This is a genomic window from Bifidobacterium subtile, from assembly GCF_000741775.1.
GTDB lineage: Bacteria > Actinomycetota > Actinomycetes > Actinomycetales > Bifidobacteriaceae > Bifidobacterium > Bifidobacterium subtile.
The window spans coordinates 158,709-177,409 of sequence record NZ_JGZR01000001.1 but is presented as its reverse complement, the minus strand read 5'-3'; the positions used below and the strand labels follow the sequence as shown (position 1 = coordinate 177,409).

At 60.3% G+C, this 18,701-nt stretch carries 21 protein-coding genes and 2 pseudogenes; 8 read left to right on the top strand and 15 right to left on the bottom strand.

The window, feature by feature from the left end; all coding sequences use genetic code 11:
* Positions 1–189: 189 nt before the first annotated feature.
* On the bottom strand, positions 190–495 hold the full coding sequence (locus BISU_RS00825) for a winged helix-turn-helix domain-containing protein (protein ID WP_024464368.1): 306 nt from the start codon (positions 493–495) through the stop codon (positions 190–192).
* A gap of 4 nt (positions 496–499) precedes the next feature.
* A complete protein-coding gene (locus BISU_RS00820; protein ID WP_024464367.1) occupies positions 500–1,342 on the bottom strand; it encodes a hypothetical protein in 843 nt (280 codons plus the stop codon).
* Positions 1,343–1,962: 620 nt separating this feature from the next.
* Between BISU_RS00820 and ffh the strand changes: the two genes are divergently transcribed.
* From ffh to rimM, 5 genes are all read left to right on the top strand, one after another.
* On the top strand, positions 1,963–3,618 hold the full coding sequence (gene ffh, locus BISU_RS00815; RefSeq protein ID WP_033502743.1) for a signal recognition particle protein: 1,656 nt from the start codon (positions 1,963–1,965) through the stop codon (positions 3,616–3,618).
* Entirely contained in the window at positions 3,615–4,802 is a 1,188-nt protein-coding gene (locus BISU_RS00810; RefSeq protein ID WP_024464365.1) for an endonuclease/exonuclease/phosphatase family protein, read from the top strand. Before ffh ends, BISU_RS00810 begins: the two co-directional genes overlap by 4 nt.
* Positions 4,803–5,166: 364 nt before the next feature.
* Complete coding sequence (gene rpsP, locus BISU_RS00805; RefSeq protein ID WP_024464364.1) at positions 5,167–5,634, top strand: 30S ribosomal protein S16; 468 nt, start codon at positions 5,167–5,169, stop codon at positions 5,632–5,634.
* A gap of 2 nt (positions 5,635–5,636) precedes the next feature.
* Positions 5,637–5,873, top strand: a complete 237-nt coding sequence (locus BISU_RS00800) for an RNA-binding protein (protein WP_024464363.1) — start codon at positions 5,637–5,639, stop codon at positions 5,871–5,873.
* Positions 5,874–5,881: 8 nt separating this feature from the next.
* Positions 5,882–6,484, top strand: coding sequence for a ribosome maturation factor RimM (gene rimM, locus BISU_RS00795; RefSeq protein WP_033502750.1), 603 nt, complete (start codon positions 5,882–5,884; stop codon positions 6,482–6,484).
* Between the two features lie 102 nt (positions 6,485–6,586).
* On the opposite strand, the gene BISU_RS00790 is transcribed toward rimM, so the two are convergent.
* Both BISU_RS00790 and BISU_RS00785 read right to left on the bottom strand, forming a co-directional pair.
* On the bottom strand, positions 6,587–8,251 hold the full coding sequence (locus BISU_RS00790) for a helix-turn-helix transcriptional regulator (RefSeq protein ID WP_034532883.1): 1,665 nt from the start codon (positions 8,249–8,251) through the stop codon (positions 6,587–6,589).
* Positions 8,252–8,652: 401 nt separating this feature from the next.
* Positions 8,653–8,850 carry a hypothetical protein gene (locus BISU_RS00785; RefSeq protein ID WP_024464359.1) on the bottom strand — a complete coding sequence of 66 codons (198 nt, stop codon included), beginning with the start codon at positions 8,848–8,850 and terminating at the stop codon, positions 8,653–8,655.
* 419 nt (positions 8,851–9,269) lie between these two features.
* On the opposite strand from BISU_RS00785, the gene BISU_RS00775 reads away from it, so the two are divergent.
* From BISU_RS00775 to BISU_RS00765, 3 genes and pseudogenes are all read left to right on the top strand, one after another.
* The gene (locus BISU_RS00775; RefSeq protein ID WP_051246263.1) at positions 9,270–9,542 is read left to right on the top strand and encodes a hypothetical protein; all 273 of its coding nucleotides are present in this window, start codon (positions 9,270–9,272) and stop codon (positions 9,540–9,542) included.
* Entirely contained in the window at positions 9,542–10,567 is a 1,026-nt protein-coding gene (locus BISU_RS00770; protein WP_051246261.1) for a Gfo/Idh/MocA family protein, read from the top strand. Before BISU_RS00775 ends, BISU_RS00770 begins: the two co-directional genes overlap by 1 nt.
* 240 nt (positions 10,568–10,807) lie before the next feature.
* A pseudogene (locus tag BISU_RS00765) lies at positions 10,808–11,767 on the top strand (tRNA (guanine(37)-N(1))-methyltransferase); the annotation flags it as partial.
* Here the strand turns inward: BISU_RS00765 and BISU_RS13455 are convergent.
* From BISU_RS13455 to rplO, 11 genes and pseudogenes are all read right to left on the bottom strand, one after another.
* A pseudogene (locus BISU_RS13455) lies at positions 11,696–11,869 on the bottom strand (hypothetical protein); the annotation flags it as partial. The pseudogenes BISU_RS00765 and BISU_RS13455 overlap by 72 nt on opposite strands.
* Positions 11,870–12,101: 232 nt before the next feature.
* Positions 12,102–12,674 (bottom strand): 16S rRNA (guanine(966)-N(2))-methyltransferase RsmD, encoded by a 573-nt coding sequence (rsmD, locus tag BISU_RS00760; protein ID WP_024464356.1) that lies wholly within the window; start codon positions 12,672–12,674, stop codon positions 12,102–12,104.
* 116 nt (positions 12,675–12,790) lie between these two features.
* On the bottom strand, positions 12,791–13,357 hold the full coding sequence (gene rplQ / locus BISU_RS00755; protein ID WP_024464355.1) for a 50S ribosomal protein L17: 567 nt from the start codon (positions 13,355–13,357) through the stop codon (positions 12,791–12,793).
* A gap of 83 nt (positions 13,358–13,440) precedes the next feature.
* Positions 13,441–14,436: a DNA-directed RNA polymerase subunit alpha gene (locus tag BISU_RS00750; protein ID WP_024464354.1), complete on the bottom strand. Its 996-nt coding sequence runs from the start codon at positions 14,434–14,436 to the stop codon at positions 13,441–13,443.
* A gap of 78 nt (positions 14,437–14,514) precedes the next feature.
* Positions 14,515–14,913: a 30S ribosomal protein S11 gene (gene rpsK / locus BISU_RS00745; RefSeq protein WP_024464353.1), complete on the bottom strand. Its 399-nt coding sequence runs from the start codon at positions 14,911–14,913 to the stop codon at positions 14,515–14,517.
* A gap of 87 nt (positions 14,914–15,000) precedes the next feature.
* Complete coding sequence (gene rpsM / locus BISU_RS00740; RefSeq protein WP_024464352.1) at positions 15,001–15,378, bottom strand: 30S ribosomal protein S13; 378 nt, start codon at positions 15,376–15,378, stop codon at positions 15,001–15,003.
* Between the two features lie 130 nt (positions 15,379–15,508).
* Entirely contained in the window at positions 15,509–15,622 is a 114-nt protein-coding gene (gene rpmJ / locus BISU_RS00735; protein WP_024464351.1) for a 50S ribosomal protein L36, read from the bottom strand.
* A gap of 23 nt (positions 15,623–15,645) precedes the next feature.
* The gene (gene infA, locus BISU_RS00730; RefSeq protein ID WP_003808114.1) at positions 15,646–15,864 is read right to left on the bottom strand and encodes a translation initiation factor IF-1; all 219 of its coding nucleotides are present in this window, start codon (positions 15,862–15,864) and stop codon (positions 15,646–15,648) included.
* A 151-nt stretch (positions 15,865–16,015) separates the two neighbouring features.
* Positions 16,016–16,576 (bottom strand): adenylate kinase, encoded by a 561-nt coding sequence (locus BISU_RS00725; protein ID WP_024464350.1) that lies wholly within the window; start codon positions 16,574–16,576, stop codon positions 16,016–16,018.
* Positions 16,577–16,715: 139 nt separating this feature from the next.
* A complete protein-coding gene (gene secY, locus BISU_RS00720) occupies positions 16,716–18,050 on the bottom strand; it encodes a preprotein translocase subunit SecY (RefSeq protein ID WP_024464349.1) in 1,335 nt (444 codons plus the stop codon).
* Positions 18,051–18,242: 192 nt separating this feature from the next.
* A complete protein-coding gene (gene rplO, locus BISU_RS00715; protein ID WP_033502754.1) occupies positions 18,243–18,701 on the bottom strand; it encodes a 50S ribosomal protein L15 in 459 nt (152 codons plus the stop codon).

Here is an 18,701-nt window from a genome sequence, read left to right as displayed (position 1 = left end):
CGCTGCGGCAGAGGTCGTGCGACACGTTTACTGCCAGATTACCATTTCAGCCAAGGCATGCTCCGAGGTTTCCTATGACCTTCATCACACTGGCTTCATTGCACTGTGACATAGCTTATATTCCTTGGCTTCACGCAACGGCAAGCCCGATGGAATGCTTCTCCCATCGGGCTGTTCGCAGCCGCGGTCTCAGCCTTTGCCGACCGGGCCAAGCAGCTTCCTGAGCGCGGCGAGATAACGGTCGAAGGCCTCTTGGCCCTGCACTGTCATGGCGACGAATGTAGCGGGCTTGCGTCCTTCAAAGGTTTTCTCGATCGCCACATATCCGGCCTTTTCCAGTTTGGTCAGATGCACCGAGAGATTGCCCGGGGTCATGCCGAGCAGCTCGGAGAGCTTCGCGAACGACAGCGAGGAATCCTTGCCGATCGCAGCCAATGCCGTCATGATGCGCAACCGGGACGCGGCATGGATGACCGGGTCGAGTTCGTCCTCCATACGCTCACCGCCCGCCCATCAATGCGGCGAAGGCCGCATTGCGATTGCCCAGCGTTACCGCCCAGAGCGCCATCAGCAGCATGGCCCCGCCGCCGAGGAAGGCCATGATGAAGAAACCCGTGACGACATCGAGCATAGGCAGCACGAAGACGATCACAATCATCCACACGCCGACTATCAGCTGCGACAAGTCGCCCCACAGTGCGCCGCCTGCCATGTACAGCACGCCGACGAGCAGAATCGCGACCATATTGAAGAGGATCGAAGATGCGTCGTCGGGAAGCGCAAAGCGATTCACGAACGAGCCGAGCCCGCCCATGCCGAAGAAGAAGCCGAGGGACCATGTCCAGCCGTAAATCGCGCCGCGTCTGGAATCGTCTCGAGCTGCCCGCGCCGATGATTTGTAGCCCGACACGCCCCTCAAGCCTACGATCACGGAAATAGCAACCGCGCCAACCAGCAGAGCCGCGCCAACGCCCCATGCCCAGCCGGGCGTCACTCCGCCCGCAGCCCTGGTCGAGAACCCGAGCACGCCGTACCCGATAAGCCATGACAAGCCCCACACCAAGCAGAATTTCCAATGAAACACATTGAACATACGACCCACGCGCCGGCTTTGATGCTCGATGAGTCTGAGCGCCTCGCGCGGGTCGGACAGCGATTCGCCGTCGAAGGCCGCTGCCTGCGAGTCTATTGGCCCGCCTGCCTGCGCATTCGACGGATTGCTCGATTCGTTTGCATCCGCAGCCGACCTGCGGTCGAGCGCCTGCGAATCGTCCCGCTCGCTCGCCCGCGAGGAATCCCGCGCGATCGGCTCACCAAGATGATTATAAGTTCGCTGTTCCATGGTCACCACCTCTTTCTTATTGCCTGTCTACATCCTTACGTTTTACGAATGCAGTTTACTTTGCGTTACTATGTAACTTTACACTACAAAGTACACTATGTCAAAAAAAACTGTGTCTAAGAACACCATGTCAAAGAACTTAAGTACGAAAACAATTGGAAACACCTGCGCTTACCCCACACTCGCCCAACCGCTCCCACGTCGGCATCCTGGACACCCCTTTCAGCTTCGATGAGGCACCAGTTCAACCGTATCTGCGTTGTGTGAGGCGTTAATTCGACCTTGCCCAGGTCTATCTGCGTTGTGTGAGGCGTTAATCCCGTGGCACCTTGAGTATCGCTGGCTGAAAATGGCGGCTTTTCGCCGACTGATACTCGACTCGCTATGAAGCAACGCCTCACACAACGCAGATAGACCTCCGCAGACCATCAATAACGCCTCACACAACGCAGATAGCCCGTATCAACGATGATTGTAGGAGATTATGCGACAGGTTTGTGTGTGCGGGTGCGCAACAACAGTGCGGCTATCCACCGTCGCCCCCGTTCTCCTCATGGCATACCGCCTGCCCCGACCTGCGCCCCCGCTTCTCCCTACGAACGGTTAGACTAAATGGCATTATGGCAGCATTTAGTTCTTTGACAGACCGGCTCTCGAATGCCTTCAAGCATTTGCGGGGCAAAGGCAAGCTTTCCGAGGCGGATATCGACGGGACCATCCGCGAGATACGCCGTGCGCTTCTCGACGCCGATGTGTCGCTGGAAGTCGTGCGCTCCTTCACAGCGAAGATTCGCGAGCGCGCGCTCGGCGTGGAGGTCTCGCAGGCGCTCAACCCCGCGCAGCAGGTGGTGCAGATCGTCAACGAGGAGCTGACGGCGATTCTGGGTGCGGGCGTCGACCGGCCGCTGAACTTCGCCAAGAACCCGCCGACGATCATCATGCTTGCCGGCCTGCAGGGCGCGGGCAAGACCACGCTGGCTGGAAAACTTGGCTACTGGCTTAAGGACGCCGGGCATACGCCGCTGCTGGTGGCGGCTGATTTGCAGCGCCCGAACGCGGTGACGCAGCTGCAAGTGGTCGGCGAACGCGCCGGCGTGCCGGTCTATGCGCCGGAGAAGGGCGTCCAATCAGCCGGCGGCGACGCGGTTTCCGCTCCCGGGGCGACGAGCGGCGACCCGGTCAAGGTGGCCCGCGACTCGGTCGAACTGGCGAAGACCAAGCTCTACGACACGTTGATCATCGATACGGCAGGCCGTCTCGGCGTTGACGAGGCACTGATGAAGCAGGCGCGTGACATCCGCGACGCCGTGCACCCCAACGAGATCCTCTTTGTCATCGACGCGATGATCGGCCAGGATGCGGTGCAGACCGCCAAGGCCTTCGACGCGGGCGTGGACTTCACCGGCGTCGTGCTCTCCAAGCTCGATGGCGACGCCCGCGGCGGCGCGGCGCTTTCGGTCGCCAGCGTGACCGGCAAGCCAATTCTCTTCGCTTCGAATGGCGAGGGTCTCAAGGACTTCGAGGTGTTCCACCCCGACCGCATGGCCTCGCGCATCCTCGACATGGGCGACATCCTCACCCTCATCGAGCAGGCGCAGAAGCAGTTCGACGAGGAAGAGGCCAAGAAGGCCGCGGAGAAGATGTCGAAAGGCACCTTCGGCCTTGACGACTTCCTTGAGCAACTGCAGCAAGTGCGCAAGCTCGGTTCGATGAAGAGCCTGCTGGGCATGATTCCCGGTATGGCGCAGCACCGCAAGGAGCTCGAGCAGTTCGACGAGCACGAGATCGACCGCACGGAGGCCATCATTCACTCCATGACGCCGGCCGAGCGGCGCGACCCCTCGATCATCGACGGTTCACGCCGCGCGCGCATCGCGTACGGCTCCGGCAACACCGTCTCCGCAGTAAACGGACTCTTGCAGCGCTTCGAACAGGCCGCAAAGATGATGCGTCGCATGTCGAACAAGTCTGGCATGGGCGGCATCCCCGGCTTCGGCGGGCCTGCCACTGGCTCCGGCAAAAAGGGCGGCAAGAAGGGCAAGAAGAAGAGCTCCAAATCCGGCAATCCGATGAAACGCGAAGCCGAGGAGAAGGCGTTGCGCGAGCGGCTTGCCGGCAAGGGCGGCACCAAATCCGGTGGCTCGGCCTTCGCCAAGAAGCCGCAGAACCCAGCCCTTCCCGCCGGACTGCAGGAGGCACTAAGCGGCGCAGGAGAGAACGGCGAACCAACGCTGCCGCCGAATCTGGGTGGCGGACTGTCCGGCCTGTTCGGATGATTTCCTGGCTGCTGTCGGCCGCGCTTCTCATCGTCGCAGTATGGGTATCGTTGTGCTTCCTTCCTTCAGGAGGCGAAGCGCATGGCGTGCTGCCATACCTTATTGCGCTCGTGCCCTTCGCGTGGATTCCCGCCGCCACCATTGCCGCGTATGCGCTGCTCGCGCGGCAATGGTGGGTTGCGGTTGCGGGGGCGGCGATCGCGATGCTGGTCATCGCTATTGAGCGGCATGCTTATCGGTGCACGCCCGCAACCGCAACCGAAAATAATGCCGCCGCCGCTGGCACTGGCGTCACCGCAGCAAGTGATGGCACCCCAGCGACTCCAGCGACCACGGCGGAGGCCGGTCAAGGCACCAAGCTACAGGTCATGACTCTGAATTGCCGCTATGGCAGGGCGGATGCCCAGGCAATCGTCGAGGCTGTGCGCAGCAAAGACATCGCTGTGCTCGCGCTGCAGGAGATGAGCCGAGATTTGCTACAGCATCTCGGCGAAGCAGGACTTGGACGGCTGCTTCCCCACCACCAGATCGGCACGATACGCGACACCGACAATGGCGGATTCAATGGGATCTGGACCAATCTGCGTGTCATCGACGCCACTGCCGACACGATCGACATCCCAGCTGCCGCAGTGCCCAGCCTGATAGTGGCAGTTCCGCAGCAGACAGTCAGCGAGCGTGACCACGATGTAGTCGGCTCCCTTGACTCAACCGGCTCCGCCCCGGCCGATTCAAGCGCCCCCAACCCAACTGCCCTAACCAGCCCAACCACATCCGAGGCTTCTCAGGCCCGCACGATCCTGTTCGCATCCGCCCATCCGAAGTCGCCCATGCGCGGAAGCGCGCAATGGTCGCAAGGGATTATCGGCCTCGCAGGCGTAAACGATGCCGTCGCCCATGACAACGGCGCCGCTCGCCCCGGCAGCACCGTTGTCATGGGCGATCTCAACTCGAATCTGCATCATCCCAGCTTCCGTGCGCTGCTGCGCTCCGGCATGCACGATGCCAGTCTGCGTCAAGGATCAGGACGCCGCATCACGACTTTCCCCACGCAGCTGCGCTGGCCGCGCTTGGAACTCGACCATATTCTTTTCAGCGCCGGCCTCGAGTCGTCCGGCACGGAATCCTTCGTGATTCCCGGCAGCGATCATCTGGCGCTTGCGGCGACGCTGACCGTTGCATGACGATGCAAACCATACTTCCACGGGGCCATAGGCAAAATAGGCCCTTCGGGATCCCTTCAACGTTTTCCCGGGATTGCGTTGAACTCAGACTTCGCAGAATCCTGTTTTCAACGCAATTCCGGGGAAACGAACCGCGGCGAAGAAACGGGCGGCGCCCGGCATCGCGCTCTTAAGTCAGCACAGCCAACACGGTCCGACTCGGCAACGCGTCGCGCTATCCATGCCTGTGTTGTATAATGTCCCAGTTATTCACGGATGCGGGGCCCTCTCATTCCCGTACGCCGCGAGGAACACGCTGGCCGCAGGTTTTTGTGCCCCCACAGAAAACCGGCAACCGGCAACCTAAGTAACAAGGAGAGCCATTTTGGCAACCAAGATTCGTCTGAAGCGACTGGGCAAGAAGTTCTATGCCTTCTACCGTGTGGTCATCACCGATTCGCGCAACAAGCGCGACGGCCAGTCCATCGAGGAGATCGGCATCTACGACCCGAACAAGCAGCCGTCGCTCATCCAGATTGATTCCGAGCGTGCGCAGTATTGGCTGGGCGTGGGCGCACAGCCGTCCGAAGCAGTCTTCAAGCTGCTGAACATCACTGGCGACTGGCAGAAGTTCAAGGGACTCGAAGGTGCCGAAGGCACGCTGAAGGTCGCCGAGGACGGACCGGACGCGGCAGCTCGCGTCGAGGCCGTCGAAGCCCAGGCGCAGAAGGTCAAGGCTGCGAAGTCCGCAGCGGCGGCCAAGGCTGCAGCTGAAGCGGAAGCCGCCAAGGCCGACGAAGCAGCTGAGTCCGAGCCGGCAGAGGCCGAGGCTTCGGAAGCGCAGGCTGAGTAATCATGCTCGCGCAAGCCGTTGAACATCTGATCACCAACATCGTGGATTTTCCCGACGATGTGTCCGTCAAATCCCATGAGAACCCTCGCGGCGAATTGCTTCGCGTGCGTGTGAACCCGGAGGATATCGGCCGCGTGATCGGCCGCAACGGCCGCACCGCCAACGCGATCCGCACCGTGGCGCAGGCTTTGTCCGACCACAAGGTGCGCGTCGACATCATGGATGTCCGCAAGAAGTGACGCGTTCAGTGCATGGCAATGACCCTCAGCAGCGCGAGCTGTTGAGGGTCTGTCGTATCGGCCGGGCGCAGGGCCTCAAAGGCGAGGTCAACATCCGCATCACCACCGACGAGCCCGGGCGGCGCTTCTCCCCCGGCGCGTCGCTCTTCACCCGCGACGGTTCTGACGAATACACCGTCGAAGGCGCGCGGACTTTCAAGGACCGCTGGATCGTGCATTTCGATGGCATCGATAGCCGCGACGCAGCCGAGGCGCTCAATGGCATCGAGCTGTATGCCGAGGCGGACGACCCTGAGGAGATGGCGCAGGAAGACGCGTGGTACCCCAAGGACCTCATCGGTCTTGAGGCGAGGCTTGCCGACGATAATGCGCTGGGTCTGCCCGGCGGCAAGGTTCTGGGCAAGATCGTCGATGTGATAGACGGCCCCGCACAGTCGCTGCTGAAATTGCGGCTGGCCAGTGGCCTTGCATCCAGCGCTGACGCAACCGTCGAAGATGCGCCCACCACAGCGCTTGTTCCCTTCGTGGATCCCATTGTGCCCGATATCGACTTGGACGGGCGCACGCTCGCCATCGACCCGCCTGGCGGCCTGATTCCCGGATTGCAGTAGCAACGGCGGGGAAACGCGATCGTGCTGCCGCATACGCCCGCACGATCACCGCTCAGAGCAGGTGCAGCTCCTGAGCGCGGGCAAGGATATTTCGCCGTCGTTCTACTGCAAGTTTTTCCTGATCGTATGCATATGCGTCTTGGTGGTATTCAGCGAGATATAGCAGATATCCGATATCTCTCTGTCCGAGAGGCCCTGCTGCAGCAAATGCAGTATCTCCATTTCCCGCTTGGTCAGCTCCACGACGTTGAGTTGAACGGGCAATGGCACTCCTAGACCCACGATTCCGCGTCTTGCAGCGATTGCCGCCGCCTCGGCGAGGCCTGGCTGCAGATCCAGCAGCGCAGCAAGGCCTGCAGACGGAAGGATGCTGAGGGCAAACGCAGCAATGGGCAGAGGCATGCCCAGCAAATCATCAAGCAACGGCTTGGCGGCGTCATTCAGTTTCTGGTGGTTGAATGACGCCGCCCGCAGCACGTCAAGAATCGCATTCGTACGTCGGCTTCCATCCGATTGAATTTCGGCCAAGACATCAGGCAGCTTATACTCTTGCCCTGATGCAAGCAGCACGATGGCCTGCGCGATTCCTCGCGCCGGCCCCGGGGCGAATCCGGAGTCGGCGATATCGACGGCCTTCGGCAGATTGCCTACGGCAAGAAGCCTCGCGCAGGCGAACAGCTTGCCCAAATACACCGGGGCCTCGGCAAAACGCTCCTGCATGGCGGGCACGGCGGCATCCTGCGAACCGAACATCGCGTCAAGCAGACTCCATTTGGCGTTCTCCCGCTCCAGCCACTCGTCAGAGCAGATAAGCGAACGGAATCGCATAACATCTCTATGGGCGTCGGCGGATGCCCCCCCCCCCGCAACAATTTTATTGAACAGCGTCTCGGTCAGCGCCTCGTTGACGCTCGCCATGCGCCCCTCAGACAGTCTAGGAAAGGGCGTCTCCGGCAAAGCACCGCACCGCAGCATAAGCTGCGCGGCCTGAAACACATCATCCGGACCCGCTGCGCCAGCCAAAGCCCGTTCCGCCCTGCTGTATGCGTCGCGCGTTTTCCCCACGCGCAACGCGATCGCCGCAGAGGCGATAACCGCCTGCATGCCATGCTCGCTCTTCGAAATAACTGCGGCAGCACTGGCCAGAACACCTGGTCGCCGAGATGCCGAGGCATCGCCCATCTCAAGTTTCAGCAGCGCCAGCGTAAGCCGCAGGTAGGGCGCACGATCCAGTTCCTCAGGCGAAAGGCCGAGCAGCACCTCCTGAACCTCAGGAGCAAATCCCTCATATACTTTCATGAAATGACGGGCGAGCAACTGCTCAGCCGCCGGTATATCCTCCAGCAGAATCATCTGATCGAATGCCTGCGCGAAATCTCCCACATCCAACAGCATGCGCATCAGGTTCGTGCGCACATCACGCGCCGACTCGTTCCATTTGAGGAACACGCGCCACGCCGAATCCTTCCAAGCATAGCCCGTCGCGCTCGGCCCGCTTCCATCCTGCAAACCGATCACAATTAAATTATCAAAGACGGAATAATTGGATAAGCCGGAAATCGACTTGGCGATCATTCTGACATGACGTTCGCTGAAACGCGGCATGAAGGACAACAGCATCGAGGTGCGCGCATGACCGGTATCCACTTTCGAACCGGTGTACTTCGTGGCGTAGGCTCGGCGTATGGCCTGCAACGCCAGCTCAACATTGAAGCCTTCCAGCTTGCTGCATTCCGGCGCATACCAGCGATCGAACGCCAAGCCCACAGCCAGCGGAAAGCCTCCCGTCGCCGCCTTTCAAATCACCCTTTCAGGGCGAGTCGCACAGCGATACCTGACCGCTCTTCTAGGATTCTGCTTGATAGCGCCGTAAAAGACGCTTCATTTGAACGACATTTCGCATTGAACGCAGCGGTTCGCGTCTATAAGGCGTGACAAAGTGAAATCGTACGAGGAAAGGCTGTCCACGACAGCTTGGCATAGTCATTGTTGACACAGGCCTGGCAAAAGTTTTCATCGCCTCCCCCGGAGCGTGAATCTGGACACTGAATTCCCCAACTGCCCATAAACAAAGAACGGCGTCCATCTTTCGCGATGGACGCCGTTCCTGCGGTGATATGCGGTGATTATTCCTGCAGATCCGTATTCATTTACTCGTAGTCATTTATCTACAGGTCGGCCGGCGGCACGTCATAGGTAACATCGTCTGTGGAGGACGCACTGTCGATATCCTCTTTCTCCTCTTGCGAAGCCGTATTCGCAGGAGTCTCAGGATTAGAGGACTGCGGCGCATCCTGAACCGGCACGCCATTGACCTTCGCCGTATCCTGGCTCTTTTCCTCGGCATCCTTATCGTACTCACTCATATTTGCACACCCCTTTCGAATTCGATAATCAGACATAACAAGGCTATCAATGAAAAGCGCTCGAACCAACGGAAACCGAGGTAATCCGCTTGTAGGAAAACAGCGGCGGCGCTCAAGCATTCGAGGGCCGGGCACAACCCGCCTAGCGACCGAGAAATTCCTGCGCGTCGGCAATCCCAAAGTAATCGGTTCCAGAAATAACTATGCGCTGCTGCCGGATTGGCGGGATGCCTCCACATACGCATTGGATACCGACTGGCGAACGGCGCGCTTCGATTCGGCATGGTTCGCCGGCGCTGATGCGCAACCGTCACTTATGATGCACAAAGGTCAGCAGGGTGCGCAGTAACGAAGACCGGAAACAATAGGACGCGGCAATGCCGCTGATGAAATCGCACAGTATGCGCTGATGAATTAGCATGGTGCATGCTGATGAATTCGCACGACGGGAGGTTGCCATGATTCCGCGCATACTGGCGGGGCGAGTGACGCAAACCGCGCAACGGTTCCCGATCAGGTCAGTGGCAGGCACCCGGCAGGGCGCCAAGTCCACGGCGCCGCGCAATCTCTTCCCCGGTTACAATTATGTGAATCTCGAAGACCAGTCGACTTGGACGAGCGAACGCTCGCCATCGACCCGCCCGGAGGCCCGACTTACAGGCTGGAGCAGCACGCGCAAAGGAGCGAAATAATGCACATAGGGATTATCGGAACCGGTTGGATATCACGTCAGTTCGCTGACGCGGTGCAACGGCAGCAGGGTGCGCAGCTGGCAGGAGTTCTTTCCAGAACACGCGATTCCGCGGAGCGATTCAAACTCTCCGGCGAGGCGTATCCGGCGTATGGCGATATCGAGGAGTTCCTCGCGGACCCGAGGATCGACACGGTGTACATCGCCTCGCCCAACTCCATGCATTACAGCCAGGCGGCCAAGGCCATCGACGCGGGGAAGAACGTCATCGTCGAGAAACCCGCATTCTCGAATCCAGCGGAGTTCGCTAAGATCGAGATGCTGCTCCAGCGCCATCCTCGAGTGCGTTTCTTCGAGGCGGCCCGGCATATCCATACCGACGCATTCCGCAGCATCGCACAGCAGGTCGGCAATATGGGAGCGATCAGCGGCGCGGTCCTCTCTTATATGAAATACTCCTCGAAATATGACGCTTTCCTCGCAGGAGAGACACCGAACATTTTCACCGCGCGGTTCTCGGGCGGAGCCTTGCAGGATCTGGGGGTATATCTGGCGTATGACGCGATAGCTCTTTTCGGAGCGCCGCTTGCCGCGCAATATCATCCTTTGCTGCTCTCGACCGGCACCGATGCAATGGGCACCGGCGTGCTGCACTATCAGCATTTCGATGCCACCCTTCTCATATCGAAAACCGTCAACTCTCGGTTTGGATCCGAAATATACGCAGGTCGTCAAACTCTCAGCTTCGACAATGGCGGGGATCTCGGCAGCGTGCGCCTTGTGGAAGGCGACGGTACGGTGCAGGAGATCTGCCGATCCGCGACCGGCAACCCGATGAGCGAAGAAGTGCGCGATTTTACCGAAGTCATCCAGGCCCCGGATGAACCGGCGAATCAATCGCGATATTTACGCTGGCTTAGGCAGAGCCGCGAAGTGTGCGCAACTCTCTGGCAGATGCGTCAGAGCGCCGGCATCCATTCCCCTGCGGATGATAGCGGGCAACTGACGAACGCTGCTGAGCGCTGATGACATTGCCGCATCACCTCATCACTGCGATGTGCAACAAGCTCTGTGCTTTCTATATCTTCTATAGCCGCAGTGCATCATCGGGGATGCCGACCCGCCTTCCGAAGCATATATGATGCAAAGCACGTGGAGCGGCAGACAGTGCGCCATATATATCGATTAGCGTTGGTACTGCCACTTACGACACACAGGAACTCACGACAGCGCTGGCATGACGAAAGCCGCGTCGGCACCGGCCGTATGCAACCATCCGGGCTGCAGGTAGTCTTGTACCTTATGAATATCGATATCGTCAGCGTGTTCCCCGAATATTTCGACGTGCTCAGGCTCTCTCTGCTCGGCAAGGCCCAGGAAAACGGTTTAGTGCATGTGGCTGCGCACAATCTGCGCGACTGGACCCACGACGTGCACCATTCGGTGGATGATACGCCGGTGGGCGGCGGGGCCGGCATGGTGATGAAGCCGGAGGTCTGGGGCGAGTGCCTTGACGAGCTGCTGGGGCTGCGTGGCGACGCCTATGACGGTGATGCCAACCCGGGCGAAGCAGCTGGCACAGACCCTATCGGCCGGCATGAACCGGACAGTGCGGGATCCGTTGCCCTGACCAACGGTGGATCTGCACCGCATCCAACAGACACCGTGAATGACATCGGCACTTCGGATCGCCCCGTCATGCCTGGCGAGGCCGCAACACTCGATGGCGCCGTCATATCGGAGGACGCCATTGCGCCCGGAAACTCCGCCGACGCACATGGCACCGATGCACATGGCACCGTCCTCATCTTCCCCAATCCTTCGGCGCCGCTATTCACCCAGCGCGACGCCACCGAGCTTTCGCACGCCGATCGGCTGATCTTCGGATGCGGCCGCTACGAGGGCTACGATGCCCGCATCCCCGATCATTATCGTGCGCAGGGCGTCGACGTGCGAGAGTATTCGATTGGCGACTACGTGCTCAACGGCGGCGAAGTGGCCGTGTCGGTAATGCTTGAGGCGATCACACGGCTGCTGCCGGGCTTCATGGGCAATCCCGAGTCCATCGTGGAGGAGTCCTACACCGGCGGCAACGCTCTGCTCGAACACCGCCAATACACCAAACCTGCGGCCTGGCGTTCCTTGGAAGTACCGGATGTCCTGCTCAGCGGCGACCACGGCAAAGTCGATCGCTTCCGCCGCAATGAGGCGCTGCAACGCACCAGCGAGATCCGGCCGGATCTCATTGAGGCGCTTGACTGCCAGCAGCTCGACAAATTCGATCGCAAAACCCTGATGGCGCTCGGCTGGGAGGTGTCGGGGGCGCATCCGCGGCACGTCGCTTAGGGTTTGCTGCCCCTAGGTTCCTCGTGGCTATCCGTGTGTGGTCTGGCGACTTTCGACTCTGCATCGTCAGCCATGCAGTGCCGACTGCACTTTCGGCACCCTCGACCCTGCACTTTTGAATTGCACTTTCGAATCTGCTAGAGCGGACTCGGCACCTTCCGCCCTGCGGATGCCAGCGGCACATGCCGTCCACCCTCCTACCAGCATCTCCGCGTCACTCCGGCTCGATGAAGAATACTGCGGTTTCGCCGTAATGCCGCTGGTCGGTGATGCCCCAGCTCTCCTGCGGCTGAGGGGCCTGCGAGCGTGTGGAGCGTTCCAGAATAATGGTGCTGCTATCATCGGTCGCCTCGCCCGAGGCCAGCGCCGTAAGCAGCTCCTCGCATTCATTGGTCGCGAAGGCATACGGCGGGTCGATGAGAATCAGCTCGAAGGGCGCTCCGGCGTAGTCAGCCACGAATCGCTCGGCGCGACGACGCATTGCCCGGGCCGACATGCCCGGCTGCCATTCGTGCTGATGGTGCAAAGACCCCAGCGTCTTCGTCAGCAATGCCGCCGCAGGGCCGGCGGATTCCACGGCCACTAGCTCCCGTGCGCCGCGGGACAAGGCCTCGATGCCGAGTGCGCCGGTGCCGGCGAACAGGTCAAGGACCCGTGCATCCTCAATCAGGCCAAGCGCATCCAGCCGGGAGAACAGCGCCTCCTTGGTTCGGTCGGTTGTCGGCCGCGTTCCGGTTTTGGCGGCGGGCAGGGTCATGCCCTTGAATCGTCCAGCAATAACACGCATGCTTCGTACTCTATCGCCTTATAAAGAAAACCGGTTGGTCGGAGTCATAGTGACTTCGACCAACCGGTTTTCAGTGCTAGGGAAAGCTGTCAGAAGGCCGTCAGACCTTCAGTCGCTCACTCCTCAGTAGCGGCAGCGGCCTCGGCTTCAGTAGCCTTGTCTTCGGCAACGACAGCCTCTGCGTTGGCCTTATCGGCTTCGACAGCCTGCTCGGTGGCAGTGGCTGAGGCATCCGCGACGGCCTGCTCAGAGACCTCGGCGTCAGCAGCGGCAGCGGTCTTGGCTGCGGCTTCGGCTTCCTTCACGACGGCCTGCTTGGGGCTCACCGGCTCGGTGACGAGCTCGATGATGGCCTGCGGCGCGGCATCGCCCTTGCGCGGAGCGACGCGGATGATGCGGGTGTAGCCGCCTTCGCGCTGTTCCATCTGCTCGGCGATCTCGGTGAAGAGCTTGTGGACGATGGACTTGTTGCGAATCACGCGCATCACGCGACGACGCGAGTGCAGATCGCCGCGCTTGGCGAAGCTGATCAGGCGCTCGACCAGCGGACGCAGACGCTTGGCCTTGGGCAGCGTGGTCTTGATGCGGCCGTTGGCGAACAGGCTGGTCGCCATGTTCGCGAGCATCAAGCGCTCATGCGCGGGGCTCGAAGCCAGGCGCGGGCCCTTCTTGGGTGTAGGCATTATTACTCCTTATTGCCATAGGGTCCAGGTGGGCAGCTGCCCGAACGTCCGGACCCGACGGCGGTTTGATGAATGGCTGCGCGTCACTCGTCTTCCGGCGAGAAGAACGTGCCCCCTTCAAGGTTGTTGGTATCGAATCCCAACGGCGAGGCCTTGAGCGACAGACCGAGCGTCTGCAGCTTCTCCTCGACCTCATCGATCGATTTCATACCGAAATTGCGGATGTCCAGCAGATCCTGCTCCGTGTGGGCGACCAGCTCGCCGATGGTGTGGATCCCTTCGCGCTTGAGGCAGTTGTAGCTGCGCTGCGTGAGGTTGAGATCCTCGATCGGCACGGCCATCTCCGGATTCGACTCTTCGGCAACCGGTGCGGGGCCGATTTCGACGCCCTCCGCCTGCGTGTTGAGCTCGCGGCACAGGCCGAAGAGCTCCACCAGCGTCGAGCCTGCGGATGCCACGGCATCGCGAGGCGAGATAGCCGGCTTGGTTTCCACGTCGAGGATGAGCTTGTCAAAGTCCGTGCGCTGTTCCACGCGTGTGGCCTCGACCTTGTAGCTCACCTTGAGCACCGGGGAATAAATCGAATCGACCGGAATACGGCCGATCTCGTCGCTATCCGACTTGTTCATCTGCGCCTGCACGTAGCCGCGGCCGCGCTCGACGGTGAACTCGATTTCGAGCTCCCCGTCTTCCGCAAGCGATGCGATGTGCATATCGGGATTGGCGATGGTGACGCCGGCCGGAGGGGTGATGTCCCCCGCGAGCGCTTCACCCTTGCCGCTCTTGCGCAGATACATGACAACCGGCTCGTCGTATTCGCTCGTGAGCACGATGCCCTTGATGTTCAGCAGGATCTCGGTCACATCCTCCTCGACGCCAGGCAGAGTGGTGAACTCGTGCAGGGCACCGGAGATGCGCACCGAAGTCACAGCGGCTCCAGGGATGGAGCTCAGGATCGTGCGACGCAGCGAATTGCCGAGCGTATAACCGAAGCCAGGCTCAAGCGGCTCGATGACAAAGCGGGAACGCTGCGGATTCAGTGATTCCTCAGTTAATGTCGGACGCTGTGCGATAAGCACTATAGTTATCCTTTCAGCTTCTGATCGGTGGTGCACTCACCGGCCATAGGCGGGTTGGATGGATGGATTCTTGAGTGCTCAGACGCGACGGCGCTTGGGGGGGCGGACACCGTTGTGTGCCTGCGGGGTGACGTCGGTGATGGAGCCGACCTCAAGACCTGCGGACTGCAGGGAGCGGATAGCGGTCTCGCGGCCGGAGCCGGGACCCTTCACGAAGACGTCAACCTTCTTGACGCCGTGCTCCATCGCCTTGCGAGCTGCGGATTCCGCAGCCATGCCTGCGGCGTACGGCGTGGACTTGCGTGAGCCCTTGAAACCGACATCGCCACCGGAAGCCCAGGACACGACGGCCCCGGACGGATCGGTGATCGAGATGATCGTGTTGTTGAATGTGGACTTGATATGCGCCTGCCCGACCGGCACCGACTTGCGGTCCCGGCGACGCGGCTTGCGCGTGGCTTGCTTTTGAGCTGCCAACTGACCCTCGTTTCCTTGTAACGAACTATTTGGTTGTTCGGACGATGAGACGCGTGAAGCTTCTCGTGGCCCGAATCATGCCACCGACTACTTGGTGGCCTTCTTCTTCCCGGCGACCGTGCGCTTCGGGCCCTTGCGGGTGCGTGCGTTGGTCTTGGTGCGCTGTCCGCGCACAGGAAGTCCCCTACGATGACGCTGGCCTTGGTAGCAATTGATTTGAATCTTGCGACGGATATCCGCATCGACCTCGCGACGCAGATCACCTTCGATCTTGTAGTTGGACTCAAGATAGTCGCGCAGCGTAATCAGCTGCTCATCCGTCAAATCCTTCACGCGCGTATCAGGATTGATATCCGTGGCGGCGAGGGTTTCCTTCGCACGAGTGCGGCCTACACCAAAGATATAGGTGAGGGCGATCTCGATGCGCTTCTCATTGGGGATGTCGACTCCGGCAAGACGTGCCATTGCGATTCCTTCTGTTTTCCGCAGGTCTTGCACCAAGTCATCCGGTTTCCCGGCCCGAGCCTGCGTACCCGGGGTTCAGCACTGCGAAGTGCTGCGACTTAGCGTATTATTTGGTTGTCGCTGGGATTGCTCAGCCTTGACGCTGCTTATGGCGCGGGTTGGAGCAGATCACCATGACGCGACCGTGACGACGGATCACGCGGCAATTCTCGCAGATCTTCTTCACGCTAGGGCTGACCTTCATGGTTTTCCTTTTGCTGTGTACAGTTACTTGTAACGGTACGTAATACGACCGCGGTTGAGATCATACGGGCTCATTTCCAAAACCACACGATCCTGCGGCAGGATGCGAATGTAGTTCTTCCGCATTTTGCCTGAGATGGTGGCGAGCACGATATGCTTGTTCTCGAGTTCAACGCGAAACATCGCGTTCGGCAGTGCCTCCACTACCTGTCCTTCGACTTCAATCACACCGTCTTTTGCCATGAGCCTCAATCCGTTCTTTGGCTTGCTTACTTATGGGTGTTGCGAAAACACACCAAATTCAAAGCATACAGCAAAACGGAAGACATGGCACGCTCGGCGTGTCGTGTCTCCCGTTTTGCAGTTGCAGTGCTATATAAAAAACCGGCTGCAGTCAGCCAAGCAACTCAACGATCTTGGCGTTGATCTGCGCGATGTCGCCGACACCGTTGACCGTGACCAGCTGCTCGCGGCTCTTGTAGATGTCGATCAGCGGCGCGGTCTCGCGCTCGTAGATCGCGAGTCGCTCCGCGATCGCCTCGGGTGTGTCGTCGGCGCGGCCTTCCTGCTCGGCGCGCTTGCGCATGCGCTCCATGAGCACATCGTGGTCGGCTTCGAGCGCGACCGCATAGTCGAGCGGCGTGCCGATCTCTGCCAGCATCTCGTCCAGCGCCTGCACCTGGGCGGCGTTGCGCGGGTAGCCGTCGAGGATCCAGCCGTTCTTGGCGTCGTCCTGCGCCAAGCGGTCCTTGACGATGCGGTTGGTCACCTCGTCGGGCACCAGCTCGCCCTTGTCCGTGTAGGACTGGGCTTCCTTGCCGAGCGCGGTCTGGTTCTTGATGTTGTAGCGGAAGATATCACCGGTGGAAATGGCCGGGATGCCGTAGTGCTCGCTCAGCAGCGCGGCCTGAGTGCCCTTGCCTACGCCCTGCGGGCCCATAATCAGCAGTCGCATATCATATCCTTTGCTTGATGTGTGTTTGTTGTTCCGGATTTTGCAGCGGAGCCGAAGCCGCGATGAGCGAAGCGCATCCCGGCAAACCCCTAGTCGGCTTGTGAAAGGCGAAGCCTCTCGCAGCGGTCAGCCTTCGCTGTCAGCCCTCTTTGTGATCGGTGTTCTCGAAGAGGAATCCGGTGTATTGGAACTGCTCGGTCTGCGCCTTGGCCTGGCGCAAGGTGTCCAGTCCGACGCCGGCGATAATTAGAATCGTCGTGCCGCCGAAGGGCAGCTTGGCATTCAGGTTCATAGCCATGATCAGCACCGTCGGAATGAGTGCCACGAAGAGCAGATACACGGCGCCGACCGTATTAAGCCGGTTCATCACGTAGCTCAGGTAGCGGCTTGTGGAGCTGCCGGCGCGGATGCCGGGGATGAATCCGCCGTACTGCTTCATATTGTCGGCGGTCTCGTCCGGGTTGAAGGTGATCGCGGTGTAGAAGAAGCAGAAGAAGACGATCATGAGCGAATACAGGCCGATGTACCAGATGGAAGTGGTATTGGCCAGATTCCCGTTGATCCACTTGACCCAGGATTGGTCGGTTTTGCCGAACTGCGCGATCAGCGTGGGGATGGCGAGAATCGAGGAGGCGAAGATCGGCGGGATGACGCCGCTCATATTGATCTTCAGCGGCAAGTACGTCGAGGAGCCGCCGTACATCTTGCGCCCGATCATGCGCCGGGTGTACTGCACCGGGATGCGGCGCTGGCACAGTTCCACGAAGTCCACGAAGATGAGGATGACCAGCAGCACCGCGGTGACGATGCCGAACTTGGTCCAGTCGCCGTTCGTGCCGTTGGTGCCCCAGCCGATCTCCCACAGCTGCGGCAGGAAGCCGGAGCAGATCGACATGAAGATGAGCACGGACATGCCCTGTCCGATGCCCTTCTCGGTGATGAGCTCGGCCATCCACATGATCAGGCCAGTGCCGCCGGTCATGACCAGCACCATGACGACCAGGTTCCACACCGAGCCGTTCGGGATGACCTGCGAGCACTGGTAGTTGAACAGCGCGCCGGAGCGGGCGGTGACCAGAATCGTGGTGGACTGCAGCACGGCCAGGCCGATGGTCAGGTAACGCGTGTACTGGGTGAGCTTCGCCTCGCCGGACTGGCCTTCCTTATGCAGCGCCTCAAAGCGCGGAATGACGACGCGCAGCAGCTGAATCACGATGGATGCGGTGATGTAGGGCATCACGCCGAGCGCGAAGATCGACAGCTGGAGCATCGCGCCGCCGGAGAACAGATTCACCAGGCCTATGAAGTTCTCCTGGTTCGAGGACAGCGTGGCGACGCACTGGCGCACCACTTTGTAATCCACCCCGGGCGTGGGGATGAACGAACCGATGCGGTAGATGATGATCATGCCAAAGACGAACAGGATCTTGTTCCTGAGCTCCTTGGTCCTGAAGGCCTGGATTAACGTCCTCACCTGGGGTTTCCTTCCCTTGTCGTGCGTAGCTTACGCACCCATGCAAACAGACTCTAATCGTCGAGTTTAGCGTAGAGCGTCTACGAGAGACGCATGCCTAGCCGAGGCGTGATGATAACGATATGGCCCTCCCCGCGCAACGCGGGGAGGGCCATATCCTTTGCTTTATATCAAGCGTATCCCCATAGACAATCAGTCTTCGGAGATGGAGCCGCCTGCAGCTTCGATCTTGGCTTTGGCCGAGGCCGATGCCTTGACGCCCTTGAGCGTGAAAGCAGTCGTGGCCTCGCCGTCGCCAAGCACCTTGACCGGGTAGCCGGAACGCACGGCGCCCTTGGCGATCAGATCCTCGACGCTCACTTCGCCGCCCTTGGGGAAGAGCTCGGCAAGCGTCGCGATGTTGACGACCTGGAACTCCTTCTTGAAGGGGCTTTTGAAGCCGCGCAGCTTCGGCAGGCGCATGTACAGCGGCAGCTGGCCGCCTTCAAAGCCCATACGAACCTGATAGCGCTTCTTCGTGCCCTTGTCTCCACGGCCCGAGGTCTTGCCCTTGGAGCCTTCGCCTCGGCCCACACGAATGCGGTCCTTCTTGGCGCCGGGAGCAGGATGCAGATCATGCATCTGCAGGATGCTGTTTTCTTCGTTTGCCAT

What these genes read in the sequence shown, in the direction of transcription:
- BISU_RS00800 (WP_024464363.1), top strand. Translation starts at nt 5,637, where the DNA reads ATGCTCGCGCAAGCCGTTGAACATCTGATCACCAACATCGTGGATTTT.
- BISU_RS00785 (WP_024464359.1), bottom strand. Translation starts at nt 8,850, where the DNA reads ATGAGTGAGTACGATAAGGATGCCGAGGAAAAGAGCCAGGATACGGCG.
- rpmJ (WP_024464351.1), bottom strand. Translation starts at nt 15,622, where the DNA reads ATGAAGGTCAGCCCTAGCGTGAAGAAGATCTGCGAGAATTGCCGCGTG.
- ffh (WP_033502743.1), top strand. Translation starts at nt 1,963, where the DNA reads ATGGCAGCATTTAGTTCTTTGACAGACCGGCTCTCGAATGCCTTCAAG.
- rsmD (WP_024464356.1), bottom strand. Translation starts at nt 12,674, where the DNA reads ATGCGTGTTATTGCTGGACGATTCAAGGGCATGACCCTGCCCGCCGCC.
- BISU_RS00775 (WP_051246263.1), top strand. Translation starts at nt 9,270, where the DNA reads ATGGTGCATGCTGATGAATTCGCACGACGGGAGGTTGCCATGATTCCG.
- BISU_RS00820 (WP_024464367.1), bottom strand. Translation starts at nt 1,342, where the DNA reads ATGGAACAGCGAACTTATAATCATCTTGGTGAGCCGATCGCGCGGGAT.
- rpsM (WP_024464352.1), bottom strand. Translation starts at nt 15,378, where the DNA reads ATGGCACGTCTTGCCGGAGTCGACATCCCCAATGAGAAGCGCATCGAG.
- rplO (WP_033502754.1), bottom strand. Translation starts at nt 18,701, where the DNA reads ATGGCAAACGAAGAAAACAGCATCCTGCAGATGCATGATCTGCATCCT.
- BISU_RS00825 (WP_024464368.1), bottom strand. Translation starts at nt 495, where the DNA reads ATGGAGGACGAACTCGACCCGGTCATCCATGCCGCGTCCCGGTTGCGC.
- rplQ (WP_024464355.1), bottom strand. Translation starts at nt 13,357, where the DNA reads ATGCCTACACCCAAGAAGGGCCCGCGCCTGGCTTCGAGCCCCGCGCAT.
- infA (WP_003808114.1), bottom strand. Translation starts at nt 15,864, where the DNA reads ATGGCAAAAGACGGTGTGATTGAAGTCGAAGGACAGGTAGTGGAGGCA.
- BISU_RS00810 (WP_024464365.1), top strand. Translation starts at nt 3,615, where the DNA reads ATGATTTCCTGGCTGCTGTCGGCCGCGCTTCTCATCGTCGCAGTATGG.
- BISU_RS00725 (WP_024464350.1), bottom strand. Translation starts at nt 16,576, where the DNA reads ATGCGACTGCTGATTATGGGCCCGCAGGGCGTAGGCAAGGGCACTCAG.
- BISU_RS00770 (WP_051246261.1), top strand. Translation starts at nt 9,542, where the DNA reads ATGCACATAGGGATTATCGGAACCGGTTGGATATCACGTCAGTTCGCT.